Origin of the sequence: Flavobacterium sp. RSB2_4_14, from assembly GCF_051547085.1 — a bacterium.
In the GTDB taxonomy this organism is placed as follows: Bacteria; Bacteroidota; Bacteroidia; order Flavobacteriales; family Flavobacteriaceae; genus Flavobacterium.
This window is the reverse complement of record NZ_JBPTTL010000002.1, coordinates 116,872-133,156: the sequence shown is the minus strand read 5'-3', so window position 1 is coordinate 133,156 and position 16,285 is coordinate 116,872. Positions and strand designations below refer to the sequence as shown.

General features: G+C 31.9%; 13 protein-coding genes. 6 read left to right on the top strand and 7 right to left on the bottom strand.

Annotation, left to right across the window (positions count from 1 at the left end; translation table 11 throughout):
• Positions 1 to 11: 11 nt before the first annotated feature.
• Positions 12 to 353, bottom strand: a complete 342-nt coding sequence (locus ACSVH2_RS06635) for an arsenate reductase family protein (RefSeq protein WP_438092378.1) — start codon at positions 351 to 353, stop codon at positions 12 to 14.
• 74 nt (positions 354 to 427) lie between these two features.
• Between ACSVH2_RS06635 and ACSVH2_RS06630 the strand changes: the two genes are divergently transcribed.
• A complete protein-coding gene (locus ACSVH2_RS06630; RefSeq protein ID WP_438092377.1) occupies positions 428 to 1,354 on the top strand; it encodes a CPBP family intramembrane glutamic endopeptidase in 927 nt (308 codons plus the stop codon).
• A gap of 27 nt (positions 1,355 to 1,381) precedes the next feature.
• Positions 1,382 to 2,422: an AMP-binding protein gene (locus ACSVH2_RS06625; RefSeq protein WP_438092376.1), complete on the top strand. Its 1,041-nt coding sequence runs from the start codon at positions 1,382 to 1,384 to the stop codon at positions 2,420 to 2,422.
• A gap of 47 nt (positions 2,423 to 2,469) precedes the next feature.
• Here ACSVH2_RS06625 and ACSVH2_RS06620 read toward each other — a convergent pair whose 3' ends face one another.
• From ACSVH2_RS06620 to ACSVH2_RS06595, 6 genes are all read right to left on the bottom strand, one after another.
• On the bottom strand, positions 2,470 to 4,086 hold the full coding sequence (locus tag ACSVH2_RS06620) for a M1 family metallopeptidase (RefSeq protein ID WP_438092375.1): 1,617 nt from the start codon (positions 4,084 to 4,086) through the stop codon (positions 2,470 to 2,472).
• Positions 4,087 to 4,091: 5 nt separating this feature from the next.
• Positions 4,092 to 5,726 carry an RluA family pseudouridine synthase gene (locus tag ACSVH2_RS06615; RefSeq protein ID WP_438092374.1) on the bottom strand — a complete coding sequence of 545 codons (1,635 nt, stop codon included), beginning with the start codon at positions 5,724 to 5,726 and terminating at the stop codon, positions 4,092 to 4,094.
• A gap of 39 nt (positions 5,727 to 5,765) precedes the next feature.
• Positions 5,766 to 8,234 carry a DUF748 domain-containing protein gene (locus ACSVH2_RS06610; protein ID WP_438092373.1) on the bottom strand — a complete coding sequence of 823 codons (2,469 nt, stop codon included), beginning with the start codon at positions 8,232 to 8,234 and terminating at the stop codon, positions 5,766 to 5,768.
• 118 nt (positions 8,235 to 8,352) lie between these two features.
• Positions 8,353 to 8,784, bottom strand: coding sequence for a hypothetical protein (locus tag ACSVH2_RS06605; protein WP_438092372.1), 432 nt, complete (start codon positions 8,782 to 8,784; stop codon positions 8,353 to 8,355).
• Positions 8,785 to 8,810: 26 nt separating this feature from the next.
• A complete protein-coding gene (locus ACSVH2_RS06600) occupies positions 8,811 to 10,076 on the bottom strand; it encodes a hypothetical protein (RefSeq protein WP_438092371.1) in 1,266 nt (421 codons plus the stop codon).
• Between the two features lie 32 nt (positions 10,077 to 10,108).
• The gene (locus ACSVH2_RS06595; RefSeq protein WP_438092585.1) at positions 10,109 to 11,737 is read right to left on the bottom strand and encodes an acyl-CoA carboxylase subunit beta; all 1,629 of its coding nucleotides are present in this window, start codon (positions 11,735 to 11,737) and stop codon (positions 10,109 to 10,111) included.
• 176 nt (positions 11,738 to 11,913) lie between these two features.
• On the opposite strand from ACSVH2_RS06595, the gene ACSVH2_RS06590 reads away from it, so the two are divergent.
• The 4 genes from ACSVH2_RS06590 to ACSVH2_RS06575 all read left to right on the top strand — a co-directional run bounded on the left by ACSVH2_RS06590 (position 11,914) and on the right by ACSVH2_RS06575 (position 16,127).
• Complete coding sequence (locus ACSVH2_RS06590) at positions 11,914 to 12,558, top strand: DUF47 domain-containing protein (protein WP_438092370.1); 645 nt, start codon at positions 11,914 to 11,916, stop codon at positions 12,556 to 12,558.
• 25 nt (positions 12,559 to 12,583) lie between these two features.
• The gene (locus tag ACSVH2_RS06585; RefSeq protein WP_438092369.1) at positions 12,584 to 13,909 is read left to right on the top strand and encodes an anion permease; all 1,326 of its coding nucleotides are present in this window, start codon (positions 12,584 to 12,586) and stop codon (positions 13,907 to 13,909) included.
• A gap of 133 nt (positions 13,910 to 14,042) precedes the next feature.
• A complete protein-coding gene (locus ACSVH2_RS06580) occupies positions 14,043 to 15,266 on the top strand; it encodes a porin (RefSeq protein ID WP_438092368.1) in 1,224 nt (407 codons plus the stop codon).
• Positions 15,267 to 15,362: 96 nt separating this feature from the next.
• On the top strand, positions 15,363 to 16,127 hold the full coding sequence (locus ACSVH2_RS06575) for a dienelactone hydrolase family protein (protein WP_438092367.1): 765 nt from the start codon (positions 15,363 to 15,365) through the stop codon (positions 16,125 to 16,127).
• Positions 16,128 to 16,285: the final 158 nt, after the last annotated feature.

The window sequence follows — 16,285 nt, the reverse complement described above, 5'->3', positions numbered from 1 at the left end:
CCAACTGAATGTTAAATAAAATCATTTAACTTTTGAATTTCTCTACCAATTATGGCTTTTTCACCATCAACTACTATTGGTCTTTCGATTAGGATAGGAAACTTTGCTAGAGCATCTATAATAGCATCATCGGTAATAGATTTTCCTTTAAAGTTTTCTTTCCAAATAGTTTCTTTTTGACGAACCAATTCTATTGGTTTGTAATTCAATTTTTTAAGTAAAGTTTTGATTTCTTCAGTAGAAAGAGGATTCTCCAAATAATTTATTATTTCAAACTCTTTTTGAGATTCTTTTAGAAAAGCTAGACAGTTTCTCGACTTTCCACATCTTGGATTATGAAGTACTTGTAACATAGTTAATTTTTTTACAAAGTAATTGATATTAGTAGAAAAAAGTTAATTTAGTCGAAATAAAAATTTTGATATTCATGTTTATAGAAAATGGGTTTTTACCCGAAAATAAATTTTGGAAATACATACTAGGTTCAGTATTGATTATTCTCGCTTCTACCATTGGTCAAATTCCCTTAATGGTTGCTGTTTTAATAAAATCTTTTAAGTCAGGAAAAGGTTTTCCGACGAATGAAAGTGAAATAATGACTTTTTTAGAACCAAATACAACTTTATTTCTGCTCTTACTTTCTTTTGTGTTTGCTTTTTTTGCAATCGTATTGGTGGTTAAAAATTTTCACAAACAAACTTTATTATCAGTTACTACTTCAAGAGAAAAAGTGGATTGGCGAAGAGTGTTTTTCTCCTTTGGAATTTGGAGTGTAATTACGATTGTTTCTACGTTATTTTTATACTATTCAAATCCCGCAGGTTTTGAGGTCAATTTTAAACCTATTCCTTTTCTAATTTTAGCTCTAATTGGAATTGTATTAATTCCTGTTCAAACCAGCACTGAAGAATATGTTTTTAGAGGTTATTTAATGCAAGGATTTGCTTTATTGGCCAAGAATAAATGGTTCCCGTTAATAATGACATCGGTTATTTTTGGAACGTTGCATATTGCTAATCCTGAGGTTGAAAAAATGGGTTACATCATTTTGGTATACTATATTGGTACGGGTTTATTTTTAGGTATAATTACGCTGATGGATAATGGAATGGAGTTAGCACTTGGATTTCATGCAGCTAATAATTTAGTAGGTGCATTGCTCGTTACTTCTGATTGGTCAGCTTTTCAAACGCATTCTATTTTAAAAGATAACTCAATGCCATCAGTTGGCTTGGAAATTTTAGCGCCAATTTTTATTATTTTTCCAATGCTATTATTTATCTTTAGTAAAAAATACAATTGGACCAATTGGAAAGAAAAACTAACTGGAAAAATCGAAATAAATACTTTATAATTAATTCAAATACAAATAATTAAAATAATGAATACTCCAACCTACGAAAATGTGCATAATCAATTTAAATTGAATGGTTTTCATCTTAATAGAGAAGATTTATGCCGCGTGGCCTACAGTTTTATCAAAGAAGGCGAGGAATTTGAAAAACCAGTAGGTGATTTTCTTTTAGACTGGTTTGATAGCAAAGATTATATCGAAATGTTTACTTCTGGTTCGACAGGTGAACCAAAAACGGTAATTGTAAAAAAACAAGCGATGGTCAATTCTGCTATCGCAACGGGTGATTTTTTTGATTTACAACCCGGAAATAGTGCCTTGCAATGTTTGCCAGTGAAGTATGTAGCCGGAAAAATGATGTTAGTTCGTGCTATGATTTTAGGTCTTGATTTAGAATTTGTAGCGCCAAGTTCACATCCTTTGCGCAATAATGAAATCAATTTCGATTTTGTGGCTATGGTTCCATTGCAAGCTCAAAATTCAATTCAAGAGTTGAAAAAAGTTAAGAAATTGATAATTGGTGGTGCAGCCGTTAACAAAACATTGGAAAAACAATTACTCAAGCTACCAACTGAAGTTTATGAAACCTATGGAATGACGGAAACGATTACTCATATTGCTGCCCGAAAATTAGGCGAAAAGGCATTTACTGTTTTACCAGATGTTACGGTTTCTTATGATGATAGAAATTGTTTGGTTATTCACGCACCAAAAATATCGACTGAAGTAATTATTACCAATGACATAGTAGAGTTAGTCAATGAAAACCAATTTATCTTCTTGGGAAGAATTGATAATGTGATTAATAGTGGAGGAATTAAACTAATTCCAGAACAAATTGAGAAAAAATTAGTGAGTAAAATTGAGCAACGTTTTTTCATTTCTTCACAACCAGATGAAGAATTAGGCGAAAAAGTAATACTCGTGGTGGAAGGTGAAAAACGGGATTTCAACGATAATCTATACGAAGATTTAGATAAATATGAAAAACCTAAAGCAGTTGTTTTTGTTCCTAGATTTAAAGATACGGCGACAGGAAAAATTATGAGGAAAGAGTCACTTTCGTAAATAAAAAAAACGCACTTAAATATAAATTTTCAGTGCGTTTTTTTATTCTATTGATTGGTTAAAACATAAAAATGATTGGTCAATACTTGAACTTTTTTAATATCTCTAATTTTTATTTTTGTTGAAGTCCATTCACTTTTTGGATCAATTCTTATTGTTTTGTTATTGATTATGACATCAATTGGCATAGTGAAACTTGTATCAACATCTGTCCAACGACAATCTAATTTTCCTTTTGTAATTTTTAAATCTAGTTTTGGGATTGTTGTTTTTTGTAAATAGTGATTAAAAATCGGGGTTAAATTCATCCCACTTTCTTTATTAAAAAAATTGATGACGGTTTCTGAATCAATTATTTTATATTTGAAAGTATTGTAATAATCGAATAGTAATTTCCACCATTTTGTATCATCATTGATCACATGACGAACTGTGTTTAACATCAAAGCACCTTTATAGTACATATCGACTGAACCTTCATTATTAACTCCATAAGAACCAATTATAGGTTTGTCATTTTCTACACTATATCGAAGTCCATTTACATATTCCATTACTTTTTCATAACCCAATTGACATTCTACATAAACTGATTCGCTATACATGGTAAAAGCTTCGTGTATCCACAAATCAGCAATATCTCTGGATGTAATGCTATTTCCAAACCATTCATGGCCACTTTCATGGATGATAATATAGTCAAAGCTTAATCCAATTTCTGTTCCTGATAAGTCATCTCCTAAATAACCTTTCATGTACTTATTCCCATAAGCAACAGCACTTTGATGTTCCATACCTAAATAAGGAGTTTCGACTAATTTGTATCCATCATTCTTGAATGGATATTCGCCAAATTTACTTTGGAAACAATCCATCATTGGTTTTACTTCCTCAAAATGAATTTTGGCTTTTGTTTCATTTTCGCGCAATACATAATAGTCTAAATCCAATCCTTTATAATTATCATGAATGTGAACATAATCGGCAATATTGACAGTGATGTCATAATTGTTAATAGGATTTTTAACTTCCCAATCCCAGCGTGTATAACCATTTTTTAAATCTGTTGAACCCATAAATCTTCCGTTAGAAACATTCATTAAATCATTTGGAACGGCTACTTTTATAGTGACACCAAAATCGGGTTCGTCGCTTTGTGAGTCTTTGCAAGGAAACCATAAACTTGCTCCAGTGCCTTGTACTGCAACACCTATAAATGGTTTTCCGTTTTGATCTTTGTTCCAAACAAAACCACCATCCCAAGGTGCATTTTTAGCAACTATAGGATTTCCATAATATGAAAATTTAATGGTGTAAATTGAGTCTTTTTCTAGTAAATTATTGAAATTTATAAAAACTGCATTGTATTCTCGTTTCCATTCTAATTTTCCAAAATTTATAGATGAAATTCCATCAATAATTATATTTTCAAACAAGTCCAGTTGAATTTTCTTGGTTGGTTCAATTATTTTAAATGTTATTTCATTAGCTCCGAAAATCCATTTTTCTTCTGGTTTTACAGTGATATTCAAATCATAGCGCAACACATCAAAGCACGTTCGTTCAAAAGGTAATCCACCTTGAAGGGTGTCTTTTCTAGTGAAAGTTTCTTGGGAGTATGCTATTTGAAAACCAAATAGTAAAAAAAGGAAAATTGTTTTCATCGCAATCAAAAATCAGTTTCGACCGAAATTGTCATAATTTCATCCGAAATAGGATGAGTAAAAGTAATACTTTCGGCATGTAAATGCAAACGATTGGATTTCGTTCCATATAAGTCATCACCTACTATTGGTGTGTTTAAACCCAATGGATGCGCAGCATGAACCCGAAGTTGATGCGTTCGTCCAGTGATAGGATAGAAGTAGAGCAAGGTTTTATTGTTTCGTCTTTCAATCACTTCCCATTTGGTTTGTGCTGGTTTGCCATGTTCATAGCAAACTATTTGATTAGGTCGATTGTCTAAATCTACTCGCAAAGGCAAATCTATCACACCATTTTCTTCCTCTAATAATCCATCTAGTAAAGCAACATAACGTTTTGAAACTTTTCTTTTGATGAATTGTGCTTGTAGTTTTTTATAAATTTCGGGAGTTTTTCCAATTAATAGCAATCCCGATGTGGACATGTCCAACCGATGGACAATCATAGCATTAGGATACTTACTTTTCATTCTAGTTTGTACCGAATCGGTAATTTTTTTTCCTGGAACAGAGAGAAATTCAGCAGGTTTATTGACTAAGAGTAAAAATTCATCTTCAAAAACGATTTTTAATTCTTTTCCTGCTGCAGGATTTGTGTTAAAGGGATTTTCTTCCAAAGGAATTCCTTGGAGCATATGTGCCAATATAGGTTCGCATTTTCCAGTACAAGCAGGATAAAATTGACCGTGTTTTCTAACCTCAGATTTAGGCGATTGTCCCCACCAAAATTCCGCCATAGCAATGGGTTTTAACTGATGTTGAAAGGCATAATGCAATAACTTTGGCGCAGCACATTCGCCAGCACCAGCTGGAGGATTTCCGTTGAAAATTTCACCCAAACTTTTAAGTTCTTTATATTGATTTAAAAAAGCATATTCAGTAAATAATTTTTGTTGTAACGTGGCCGATTTTTGTCTGCGTTCTTCTTTGAGTTTATTGATTTGATTGGCAAATATTGCAACTGCTTCCGTTGCCGATTCAATAGTATAATTCCAGTATTGTGACATTTTTTTGAGCAAAATGCCTTCGTCTTGACTTTCTTTATTGAGCTGATTTGCATCATCAATGGAAAGGGTTTTTCGCTTTTCGGCACGTAACTTTTTGTTACGTTTTATCAATGTTTTTTGTTCTTCAAGTTCTTTATTGGCTTGTGCTTTTGTAGTTTCTAATTGTTTTTTGGCGAGTAAAAAGTCGCTATCATTTTCCAATTTTTCGATTTGATGGTTGTATTGATTGAGAATGGCTTCTTCTTTTTTGAAATAGCTATTTTCCTGTAGCATATCAAAAACAGTGGGTACAAATAAAGGATGATGATTTTGCTCTGCCAATTTCCCAGAAAAAGCCCAAAGATATCCCAATTCTTTGTTTTGATTTTGAACTACTAAAACACCAAACATCTTGCCAATAGCCAATCCGTCTTGTGAAGTATCTAACCCAAAATTGTGAACAAAATCGGTTTGAGTTTCAAGATAATCTTGCAACGCTTTTGCAGTGATTACGCTCAATTCATGTGGTTCGTAATAGAACGGGAACGTAAATTTTTCTGGTAAAGCAATACCTGAAACATCAGTTTTAAAGACTTGAAAAAGGGACTTTGACATGCAACAAATATAGAGTACAAAAATTAAAATTGATGTACCTTATTTCAAAGGATTATTGGAAGATTTTTGTTTTGCCTTATTACTGCCAGGAGCAATTTTCATTTTTCCATTGTTGTCATTAGTAACATTGAGCCATACTATTATCCCTTTACTGTTGTCTAAATTAAAAATAGTATTCTTTTGCGTTGTTGTTTTTACTTTCGGATCTTTTAAATGGACACCAACTTTCATATCTGTTCCGTCTGCAAAACCATAATCTCCTGAAACATCAATCTGCATTACACTTGTTTTAATTTCCATAGGTTTTATGGATAAAACACCTTTTTTTAATGTTCCATCACAAGTCATATTTTCGATAGTAACATGATTGAAATCTCTTTTTGGAAAAACGGATTTACCTATTTTTTGAATAGGTTCAAAATTAATAAGTGCGGCATTTGATAAAGTGAAATAGAGTGAACCTGACAACGATTTTTTATCCAAACCCTTTCCTTCATTTAAAAAACCGATTAAATTAGTTTTTAGGTTTACAGTTCCTTTTACGGTTTTTGAATTCATCATGGTAGAACCAAAATTATCAAAGGAATTTAGCAATTCAGAAATATCACTATTGGTTACATTGGCCCGAATGTTAAAGGCTTTTTTTGATCCAATATTGCTAATAATTCCATTGATTTTATAACTTCCTTTTCCATTTTTTATCGACACTTCATCAATTAGAATTTTATCATTCAAAAGTGAGATTTTTGCAATAGCATTTTTTCCAATAAACTTTTTGTAAACGAGTTGTTTTACATTTAAGTTTAACACTACTTCACTGTGATGCAAAGCTTTTTCTAGTAATTCGTTTGAAGTATCATTTTTTATTTTTTTAGGACTTGTTTTTTTAATACTTTTCAAGAAGAATAGAAACCCGCCCAAATCAATTTTTTCACCATTAATATTCCAATTGAGCACAATTTTTTCTGGATTATCATAAACCAAATTCATGAAATTTTCTGAATAGCCAGACATAACAACAGCACTCTTTTCTGTTTTTAGTGTAATGTTTTTAACAACTAATTTGTCCGTATTGAATTGCAATTGAATGGAATTGTTTGTGAAATTTACATTTCCTGGTATATAACTAAAGTCACTATTCACAATGTCAACATTACCAAGAATAAAGGGTTTTGATATTTTTAAATCAACAACATCGCTTTTGAACTTCACATTGATTTTGGCTTTTCCTTTTTTAAATTCGAAAGTTTTTTTCCCAAAAATGGAATTTAGTTTGTCAACATCAAAATTAGACTCAATATAACCCGAAGCAATTGGTTTTTTTAAATTCAATATCGATAAATCTTTGGTTATAAAAGGTATTTCATTGTATTTTCCTTTAAAATCATGAAGTAAAATAGCTGAATTTGGGTCGCCATTGATAACATTTTTAGCGTAGTGATTTGTAAATTCTCCTCTGAAATTGCAATCGTGTATTTCTGAATTTAATGCCGTAAGCACATTGTCTTTTATATTGGCAATTACGTGAATAGAAGGTTCGCCTTTTATTTTAAAATCGCCTAGTATATCACATTTAACACTGAATTCTTCTTTAAAGTCAAATTTATTTAATTTGGCACTTATGTTTTCGGAAACTAAAGAAGCAGCATTCTTCCAATAAATCGACTCGCTGTTAAGATGAATACCAAATTTACTATTATTGGGAGAAACGCTTAATTCTGCATCCACTTTAAAATCGGTTTCACCAATGGTTAGTTTGTCAGAGTGAACAATGACTTGTCCTTTTTCTTTATTAAAATCGGCATTAAGTTCTCCTTCAATGATTTTGTCTTTTGCAAAACTTCCTTTAGTGGTATTGAAAGCCAAGCTATTTACTTTTGTTACCAAATTTACTTTGGCATTCCATCCGTTGGAAAGAAATTTTAATTTAATATTTAGGTCTTCAGTATCAAAGGCAAAACTTTTATTTTTTACACTATTATCCGAAACAATATTGACATTATGGAGTATTATGTTGTCAATTTCCACGTCCAACATAGATTTTGATTTTGGATCTTTTTTCACCTTTTTCCTTGGAGTTAAAGCCGATGCATTGCTATAGCCATTTTTGTCTACGAAAATATCAATTTTTGCATTTTCTAACGTAATGGTATTAACTTCAATGTTACCAAGTAAAACAGACCAAGGCAAGACTTTGACATAAATGCTTTTGGCATCGATAATCGTTTTTCTATGTTGATACCACAAACTGTCTTTAACAACAACATCTTTGACTTCTACATTTAAATTGGGGAAACCTTTGAAAAAAAGGATTTCAACATCACCAATTTTGATATCACCGGTGAATTTTTCATGGACTGCTTTGTTTAAATCCCGAACGATTTCAGTATGGCGAGAAGAAATATAAATTCCGAGAATTGTATATAAAACACCTATTATGATAACAAAAATCCCTAAAATTTTAAGAATTTTGAAGGCTATAGATTTTCCTTTTACTGCTGCGGACATGATAAATAAATTTAGTAAAAGAAATGTTGAAATATTTCTCTTATTTCTAAGTAAAATTAAGAAAAATTAATGATTTTATCGGATCAAATAATTTTTATTTAACTCCATAATTCTTACTTTATCCCTTCAGTAAAAGTTTTAAATTGGCTATCAAAGAAATTTCGGATTTGTAAAATTGAAGTGATGTTGGGACAACTTTATCGGACGTGTCACGTGGAGATTTTTTGATAATTCTAGCGGTTGTACCCGTGAAATTCATAGTATGCTTTTCATCTAAATCAGCAGATTCAGTTGTGAAATAAATAATTTTATTTTCTACTTTCCAGGTTCCTTTACCGTAATTATATTTATTTTGTTCTCCTCTGATGTCTATGAGCTTTTGGAAACTAACAAACATAAAAGTATGGTCTTTATTTAATACAAGGTTATAATCTAAAATATTTCCATCTTTTCCTTCAATATGTAAATTATAAGTTCCTGAGTATTCGTCTGTTTGAGCAGAAGGACTAAAATTTAGTGTAATAAAAATAAAAAGCAGTAATTGTTTCATGGGAAATGGTTTTTATTTTAGTCAAATTATTTTCTAAATTTAGGTTTAATTATTGAATATCTAAAAGATAGGGAAAGAGTATTGTGATTGGTTCTATAATCATAATATCTTTCAAAATAATTTTTTGACATTAGATTGTATTTTATCTCAAATCCGTATCTCCAATCGTAAGTGTAACCTAAGCCAAGTTGAATAAAATTATCTCCGTATGTTTGATAAGTTATATTTGCGTTTTCGTCTGGAAGATTAAGATTTTCATCGTACTTTTTAGTAATAGATACTTTAATATCATCATTTGTAAATGAATAACCAAACGAAAGATTTGAATAAATCTTGTACTTTATATTTGATACAAAATTATATCTAAAACCCAATTCAGGGCTTAAAATTGTAGGTTCAAATGTTGTAGTGTAGTATTGAGTGAAATCTTGAAAGTCGGCAGCTTCAGTATCATAGGTGAAGTCATGTTTACCAAAAGAAATCCTAATAAAAGCTTCAAATTTTTTATTTATGTCAGAGGTAAGAACAGAAAATTCTATACCAAAATTAATATTTTGTCTATTTATTTTATCTTCATTAATACCGAAGTTTTCATAACTAAAGGTATTAAAGGAATAATCAACATAGGGAGTTACTATTATTTTTTTTGAATGCTTTATTGTGTCATAATTAAAAAACACACTATCACAAGTATTATTTTTATTTATTATTTCTTTTAACTTATTTTCTTTATAATCAACAGCTAAAAAGTTATTTAACGTTAACTTCTTGCATAATAAGTTTTCTGAAAGTTGTTTTTTGTAGTTTGTAATTTCTCTGACACTTCCATCATTAAATATTTTTTTGTATTCAAGTAAAGTAACGTTTTCTTCGTTTTTTTTCTTTATGTAATAGCTTTTAAAGTCGTTAATGGTTACTAAATAAAGTGAAACATCTCCATCAACTAACTTTTGTAAAAATAAAGTTTTTGTTTCGGGTTCAATTTTAGGATTAATTCTTCTTAAGACGTCAGCATAATTTACAGATTCTTTATCATAGGTTACTTGAAATCTTTCAAATATTATTTTATCTTCTTCAAATACAATCTCTCTCGTGTTTTCAATATTTAAAAATACAATCTCAGAATTCATACTCTTTTTAAATTGAAATTCAGTTGGAGTATTAGTTGTTTTATTAAATAATATAAATCCAGAAATTTTGTTATTTAAATTATCAATATAATACCCTTCACTGAAACTTTTTTGGGCGAATAATGTGTTTGATACTAATAATAAAATGAATATTTTTTTCATGATTTTGATATGTTGATTTTAATTAATTTAGATTAAACCTGTATCACTCCCAAATTAAACTTCTTTTCAATAGGCGAGTGGTTTGCCGCTTCAATTCCCATAGAAATCCATGTACGAGTTTCTAGCGGATCAATAATGGCATCAGTCCACAAACGTGCTGCAGCATAATAGGGAGAAGTTTGGGAGTCATAGCGCGCTTTGATTTTGTCAAAGAGTGCTTGTTCAGTTTTTTCATCAACGGTTTCGCCTTTGGCTTTTAAGGAAGAAGCTTCTATTTGTGCCAATACTTTTGCCGCTTGAGTTCCACCCATAACTGCTAATTCAGCACTTGGCCAAGCGAATATCAATCTTGGATCATACGCTTTACCACACATAGCATAATTTCCTGCGCCGTATGAATTACCTACAATCACAGTAAATTTTGGTACTACTGAATTGGAAACAGCATTTACCATTTTGGCGCCATCTTTAATAATGCCACCATGTTCACTTTTGCTTCCTACCATAAAACCAGTTACATCTTGCACAAAAACCAATGGGATTTTCTTTTGGTTGCAATTGGCAATAAATCGTGTGGCTTTGTCTGCAGAGTCCGAATAAATAACACCACCAAATTGAATTTCGCCTTTTTTAGTTTTAGAAACCGTTCTTTGATTGGCAATAATTCCCACAGCCCAACCGTCAATTCGAGCATAACATGTGATGATGGATTTTCCATAATCTTCTTTATACATATCCATTTCTGAGTTGTCTACCAATCGTTTAATGATTTCCATCATGTCATATTGGTCACTTCTTGATTTTGGAATAATGCCGTAAATATCCTTTTCTTCTAAGGCTGGTTTTTCGGGTTTTTCACGATTAAAACCTGCTTTTTCGTAATCACCAATTTTTCCGACTATGCTTTTAATTCGGTCCAAAGCGTCTTTGTCGTCTTTGGCTTTATAATCAGTCACTCCTGAGATTTCGCAATGTGTAGTTGCACCACCCAATGTTTCGTTATCTATGTTTTCGCCAATAGCCGCTTTCACTAAATAACTTCCGGCCAAGAAAATACTTCCAGTTTTATCAACAATCATGGCTTCATCACTCATGATAGGAAGATAAGCACCACCAGCCACACAACTTCCCATCACGGCTGCAATTTGAGTTATTCCCATGCTACTCATTTGGGCATTGTTTCTAAAAATTCTTCCAAAATGTTCTTTATCGGGAAAAATTTCGTCTTGCATGGGCAAATAAACACCTGCAGAATCTACTAAATAAATAATAGGAAGTCGATTTTCCATGGCAATTTCCTGAGCGCGAAGGTTCTTTTTTGCAGTAATCGGAAACCAGGCACCAGCTTTTACAGTAGCATCATTGGCCACTACAATACATTGTTTGCCCTTGATATAGCCCATTTTTACCACCACACCACCAGATGGACAACCACCATGTTCTGCATACATTCCATCGCCTACAAAAGCACCAATTTCAATACTTTTTGCCTTAGAATCCAGTAAATAATCAATACGTTCACGAGCCGTCATTTTACCTTCGGCGTGGAGTTTTTCAATTCTTTTTTGACCGCCACCTAATTTGACTTTGGCAAAATGTTGTTTTAAATCGGTTAGTAAAAGTTTGTTGTAATCTTCGTTTTTATTGAAGTTGATGTCCATGGTTAAAATGTGTAGTTTTGATTGTGTGCTAAAATACAAAAAGGATTTCAAAGTTTTGTATTCTGTTTTTTTAAGAAATAATGTTAACAAATTGTATACTTTTGTCACTTCATTATTTTGATTTATTAATATTCACTTAACATAAGTGATTTACATTTGCATCAAATTTTAACACTATGTCATTAAACAGTATTTTCCAATTTCTAGTTCCAAAAGATAAAAAATTCTTTCCACTTTTCGAACAAGCATCAGCAAATCTAGTTATCCTTGCCGAAACATTACATGAAGCGGTTAATGCACCTAAAGCAGAACGAGAAGAATATTACAGCAAGATAGAGGATTTAGAAGCAGCAATCGAAGAGATTACACATAAAACTCACTTAGAGTTGAGTAGAAATTTTATTACACCTTTCGATAGAGAAGATATCCACGCTTTAATAAAAGCCATTGATAATGTGGCCGATTATATGCATGGCGCTGCCAGTAGAATGCGCTTGTATCAAGTTGAAAAAATCACAAAGTCTATTCGAAAATTAACCGAGATTAATTTAGAAGCCTGTCAATTGATTAATGTTGGTATCAAAGAGTTGAAAGATATGAAAGATCACAAAGCCATTAAAGAAACGTGTAAAAAAATCAATAAATTGGAAAGCAAAGCGGACTCTGTTTTTGATAAAGCGGTTGCCGATATTTTTGAGAACGAAACCGATGTTAAAAACATCATTAAATACAAAGAAGTACTTTCTGCTTTGGAGTCTGCTTCGGATAAATGCAAAAGTGTTTCCAATGTTATGGAACAAATTTCAGTAAAACATTCATAAAAGTTTTTAATTAATAATAACGTTTATGGATTTTACTTTATTAATAGTCATTATTGTTCTTGCTTTGATATTTGATTATATCAACGGTTTTCATGATGCAGCCAATTCCATTGCTACCATTGTAGCTACAAAAGTTTTATCGCCTTTTCAAGCGGTGCTTTGGGCAGCACTTTTCAACTTTATGGCTTATTGGGTTTTTGGTTTTGGTGTTGCTGATACTGTCGCCAAAACGGCTCATACTAGTAGCATTGATTTGGTCGTTATTTTAGCAGGTGTAATTGCAGCTATCATTTGGAATCTCTTAACTTGGTGGAAAGGAATTCCATCCTCTTCATCCCATACTTTAATTGGAGGTTTTGCAGGTGCGGCAATAGCTCATGGATTTAGAGATGTTGTTAATCCAGAACATGCTGGTTTTAAAATAGTCAATTGGATTAATGAAGCAAAACATGGGGAGTTATTGCCATCAGGTGTTTTGATAGTAATTTTATTTATTGTTTTTGCACCGTTATTGGGAATGATAATTTCCTATTTTATTTCTCTTTGGATGATGTATTCTTCTAAGAAAAATATTTATCCAAAAATATTTACCATTACACTAATGGTTTTGGTCACTTTGTTTTTGCTATCAGTTTTAAAGTATGATGCAGTTCCAAAAAAAGCATTATTTCATAATAAATATTGGTATTTTATTAGTGAACCTTCTAACATCAAATGGTTTTTGGTTGCTGTAATATTTTTTAGTTTGGCAATTTTTAATTTGGTATTCAGTAGTTTTTCTACTGCCAAAGCGGAGAAAGTTCTAAAGAAAATGCAATTGTTATCTTCCGCAGCTTTCAGTTTAGGACATGGTGGAAATGACTCCCAAAAAGTAATGGGTATTATTGCCGCAGCAGTTGCTGTTTACTTAAGAATGAATCCACACGTAAATATGTCTGATGGTTGGTTAGATTTGAATGTGGTTTTACCTGATCCTGATAAAGGAATTGAAGCCAGTATGCCAGGTTGGATTCCATTAACGTGTTATACGGTTATCGCATTAGGAACATTGAGTGGAGGTTGGAAAATTGTGAAAACAATGGGTTCTAAAATCACGAAAGTATCCGCTTTTGAAGGTGTTGTCGCTGAGTCAGCAGGTGCACTAACTTTATTTACAACAGAACATTTTAAAATTCCAGTTTCTACGACACATACTATTACAGGTTCCATCATTGGAGTAGGAGTAACCAAAAGAGTTTCTGCGGTACGTTGGGGTGTAACTGTAAAACTATTGTGGGCTTGGATTTTAACAATACCTGTTTCCGCTGTTTTGGCTGCTTTGGTTTATTATTTTTTAAAATTATTTTTATAATATTTTTTGCAAGTTCAAAAACCAACTATAATGGTTGGTTTTTTTATGAATATTTTTAACGTATTACTAAATTGTAATCAAAACATTAATTGAAAGTTACTAACCCTAAATTAGAACTTAGAAACATCTTAAAATGAAAAAAGCATTTCTAATTTTATTTTTTCTAATTTCCATTGTTACTTATGCTCAAATTAATATTGAGCAAACCAAACAGGATAATGATATCAAGTTATCTACTTTGCCTTATTATAGTTTCGGGAAAGGAATTGGGATGACTTCACCCGATAGTTTGTTTCAATTGAACATTCGTTTCCGAATGCAAAATAGGGTTACTTACATTCAAGAAGAAGATGAGAATGGTGCCTATCAGGGTCAAGTACGTCGATTGCGATTGCGTTTCGATGGTTATGTTGGTTCACCAAAAATATTATACGTAATTCAGTTATCATTCGCTCCAGGAGATGTTGGCGAAGTACAAGAAGGTGAAAGCATCAACATTATAAGGGATGCTGTAGTAATATACCGCCCGAATAAAAATTGGAATATGAGTTTTGGACAAACTAAATTACCTGGTAACAGACAACGTGTAAATTCATCGGGTGCTTTGCAGTTAACCGATAGAACTATCAATAATGCTAGATTTACTATTGATAGAGATTTTGGATTTCAAGTACACAATATGAATGAGTTCAAAGATAAATTCTCTTATAACTTTAAAACTGCAATTTCTGGTGGTGAAGGAAGAAACCAAACTGGAAACGCCGATGATGGAATAGCCGTTACAGGAAAAGTAGAGTTGTTACCGTTTGGTGCCTTTACAAAAGACGGAACCTATTTTGAAGGTGATATTATGCGGGAGAAAAAACCAAAGCTAATGTTTTCTGGTGCTTTCCAGCAAAACAATCATGCACAGCGAACCCAAGGTCAACTAGGAAATGATTTGTTTGAAAAGCGAACAATGAAATCAGTTTTGCTCGATGCTATGTTCAAATACAAAGGTTGGGCAGCCATGATGAGTTATATGTCGAGAACTACTTCTGAAAATCCTATAACGTACAATCCTGATAATGTTTCGGAGTTTAATTATGTGTTTGTGGGTAATGGTTTCGATTATCAAGCTAGTTATATTACCAAATCCAATTATGAATTTATAGCAAGATATTCTTTGCAAAATGTGGGTAATGATATTGAAACTTTAACACCCAATACAAGACAGTATTCCATTGGAGCAACTAAATATTTTTGGCAACATACTTTTAAGTTACAAGCTGAACTCAATTATGATACTTTGCAATATTATGATGGTAGTTCCAAAAATCTTTGGTATTTACGCTTTCAAGTTGAAATAGGGATATAAATTTCAAACTGTTGAGTTGTTTGACTATTTAATATTCTTTTAACCTTTGTTCTATTTGTAAACAGTTAATTTTGCTCAAAATAAAAAAGATAAAAAATGAAACATATTATTCTTGCCCTAACTTTTCTATTGGCATCTAATACAATATTTTCTCAGCTTAAAGCTGTAGATTATAAAGATGGCGAACAAGTACTCAGTGGTTTTAGTATCAAACCAAAAAATGAATTGAAAGACAAACCAGGTGTATTAATATTACCAGCTTGGTTAGGAGTTGATTTGCATTCTAAAGAAAGTGCCACAAAACTTGCTGAACTAGGCTATTACTCATTTGTTGCCGATATTTATGGTAAAGATAGCAGACCTAAAAATCCTTCAGAAGCGGGACCAAAAGCTGGTTATTACAAAAAAAATTATACCGAATACCAAAAAAGAATTCAATTGGCTTTGAATGAACTGGTTAAACTTGGAGCAAATCCAGATAAAATTGTGGTCATGGGATATTGTTTTGGTGGTACTGGTGCCATCGAAGCGGCAAGAGCTAATATGAAAGTACAAGGCGTTGTTTCTTTTCATGGTGGTTTGGGTAAAGATGCTACAAGACCAATAGATAAAATAACTCCAAAAGTGTTAGTGCTTCACGGTGCAGATGATCCTTATGTGCCAAAAGAAGAAGTAGATAATTTTCAAGAAGAAATGAGAGCTTCTGGAGCCGATTGGCAAATGGTTTTTTATGCTAATTCGGTACATGCGTTCACTCATAAAGATGCTGGAAATGATAATAGTAAAGGTGCAGCTTACAATCAATTAGCTGATATGCGTTCTTGGCAAGCTTTACAAAACTTTTTAAAAGAAGTTTTATAAAATTTACTTATTATATAACGAAAGCCCAAAATAGTCTTCTATTTTGGGCTTTCGCTATTTATATAAAATACAAAAGTCGATCTGGAGCGATCGACAATTGCGGTAAGGTGTAACTTCCTTTCGGAATCCTCGTTGCAAATATAGGTATTTTTTAAGGC

What these genes read in the sequence shown, in the direction of transcription:
- ACSVH2_RS06630 (WP_438092377.1), top strand. Translation starts at nt 428, where the DNA reads ATGTTTATAGAAAATGGGTTTTTACCCGAAAATAAATTTTGGAAATAC.
- ACSVH2_RS06595 (WP_438092585.1), bottom strand. Translation starts at nt 11,737, where the DNA reads ATGGACATCAACTTCAATAAAAACGAAGATTACAACAAACTTTTACTA.
- ACSVH2_RS06600 (WP_438092371.1), bottom strand. Translation starts at nt 10,076, where the DNA reads ATGAAAAAAATATTCATTTTATTATTAGTATCAAACACATTATTCGCC.
- ACSVH2_RS06590 (WP_438092370.1), top strand. Translation starts at nt 11,914, where the DNA reads ATGTCATTAAACAGTATTTTCCAATTTCTAGTTCCAAAAGATAAAAAA.
- ACSVH2_RS06605 (WP_438092372.1), bottom strand. Translation starts at nt 8,784, where the DNA reads ATGAAACAATTACTGCTTTTTATTTTTATTACACTAAATTTTAGTCCT.
- ACSVH2_RS06575 (WP_438092367.1), top strand. Translation starts at nt 15,363, where the DNA reads ATGAAACATATTATTCTTGCCCTAACTTTTCTATTGGCATCTAATACA.
- ACSVH2_RS06585 (WP_438092369.1), top strand. Translation starts at nt 12,584, where the DNA reads ATGGATTTTACTTTATTAATAGTCATTATTGTTCTTGCTTTGATATTT.
- ACSVH2_RS06635 (WP_438092378.1), bottom strand. Translation starts at nt 353, where the DNA reads ATGTTACAAGTACTTCATAATCCAAGATGTGGAAAGTCGAGAAACTGT.
- ACSVH2_RS06610 (WP_438092373.1), bottom strand. Translation starts at nt 8,234, where the DNA reads ATGTCCGCAGCAGTAAAAGGAAAATCTATAGCCTTCAAAATTCTTAAA.
- ACSVH2_RS06615 (WP_438092374.1), bottom strand. Translation starts at nt 5,726, where the DNA reads ATGTCAAAGTCCCTTTTTCAAGTCTTTAAAACTGATGTTTCAGGTATT.
- ACSVH2_RS06580 (WP_438092368.1), top strand. Translation starts at nt 14,043, where the DNA reads ATGAAAAAAGCATTTCTAATTTTATTTTTTCTAATTTCCATTGTTACT.
- ACSVH2_RS06620 (WP_438092375.1), bottom strand. Translation starts at nt 4,086, where the DNA reads ATGAAAACAATTTTCCTTTTTTTACTATTTGGTTTTCAAATAGCATAC.
- ACSVH2_RS06625 (WP_438092376.1), top strand. Translation starts at nt 1,382, where the DNA reads ATGAATACTCCAACCTACGAAAATGTGCATAATCAATTTAAATTGAAT.